The 1368-nt window shown below is 43.9% G+C and carries 1 protein-coding gene and 1 rRNA gene; both read left to right on the forward strand.

Going from position 1 to position 1368, the window contains the following annotated elements:
• Window positions 1–682: ribosomal RNA gene (locus G500_RS25480) — 23S ribosomal RNA — on the forward strand; the annotation flags it as partial.
• 63 nt (window positions 683–745) lie between these two features.
• On the forward strand, window positions 746–1309 hold the full coding sequence (locus G500_RS26255) for an LAGLIDADG family homing endonuclease (RefSeq protein WP_027002202.1): 564 nt from the start codon (window positions 746–748) through the stop codon (window positions 1307–1309).
• The last annotated feature ends 59 nt before the right edge of the window (window positions 1310–1368 follow it).

The following is a 1368-nucleotide window of genomic DNA, read 5'->3' on the forward strand; positions in this document are numbered from 1 at the left end:
CCCCCTCGCCGATAGACTAAGGTTTCCTTTGCAACGTTCGTCAGCGAAGGGTTAGTCGGGACCTAAGGCGTAGCCGACAGGCGAAGCCGATGGAAAACAGGTTAATATTCCTGTACCATTGTTACTTGGCATGGGGTAACGGAGTGAATACGATAGCGCGCAGTTACGGAATACTGCGTTAAATCCGAAAGAAGCACGTCTGATAGGCAAATCCGTCAGACCGACGAGTAGGAAATAGTACTCCAAGCCTTCGGGTAAGGAGAGAGTCTATCTAAGGGCTTCCAAGAAAAACCTCGTTTGCGTTAAGTGTAACAAGCCCGTACCGCAAACCGACACAGGTAGTCAAGGAGAGAATCCTGAGGCGCGCGAGTGATTCACGGTTAAGGAACTAGGCAAATTAACCCTGTAACTTCGGGAGAAAGGGTACCTACCTCGAAAGAGGAGGTCGCAGTGAAGAGGCCCAGGCGACTGTTTAACAAAAACACAGGGCTGTGCAAATTCGTAAGAAGAAGTATACAGCCTGATACCTGCCCGGTGCTGGAAGGTTAAGAGGGGATGTCAGCGCAAGCGAAGCATTGAATCGAAGCCCCAGTAAACGGCGGCCGTAACTATAAATGCCGTTGTAGTTACGTAAATAAATTTAGCTATATGCGGGAAACTCTGGAGTATCTTACGCTACTCGTCTTTTCAGAAGGCAGTAACAAAGCGATAAGTGCAGACAATCCGCAGGAAAGATTTGAAGTATATGCCATACAATCCCAAACAAGTTCCCATTCAGATAGGCTACTATCTGGCAGGTTTTACTGACGGTGAAGGAAGTTTTAGCGTCGTTTTCAGAAAACGACCTGACTACAACCAAGCCTATAAAGTAAGCCTCTGCTTTAATGTTTCTCAAAAAGAGAAAGTCATCTTGGCACTCTTTAAAAAGCATTTAGCCTGTGGGACACTAATAGAAAGACCCGATGGCATTTGGTACTATGAAGTCAATAACTTCAATAGTATTCTGCAAAACGTCATTCCATTCTTCAAACACTTCTCTTTTTTATCTGCAAAAAAGAAAAAGGACTTTGCCAAATTTGTCCAAATTGCCCAAATCATACAAGAAGAAAGGCATCTGACAAAAGAAGGTATCGCCCAAATCTTACGCATTAGAAAAGAAATGAACAATGGAGGCGCAAATCGTAGAAAGTATGCAGATGAAGACATCTTGCAAGATTTAAACGAAAAAGCAGACTTCAAAAATCCTCAGAGACTACACGCTAAATCTACTTTATCCCAAACCGAAAAGCCGCTGGATAAAGAAGAATGATATAGTCCGAACTGTATGGCGACATACAGGGCTTGCTGTTTCTACCTAAACATAAAGCC

The organism is Hugenholtzia roseola DSM 9546 (assembly GCF_000422585.1).
Classification (GTDB): Bacteria; Bacteroidota; Bacteroidia; order Cytophagales; family Bernardetiaceae; genus Hugenholtzia; species Hugenholtzia roseola.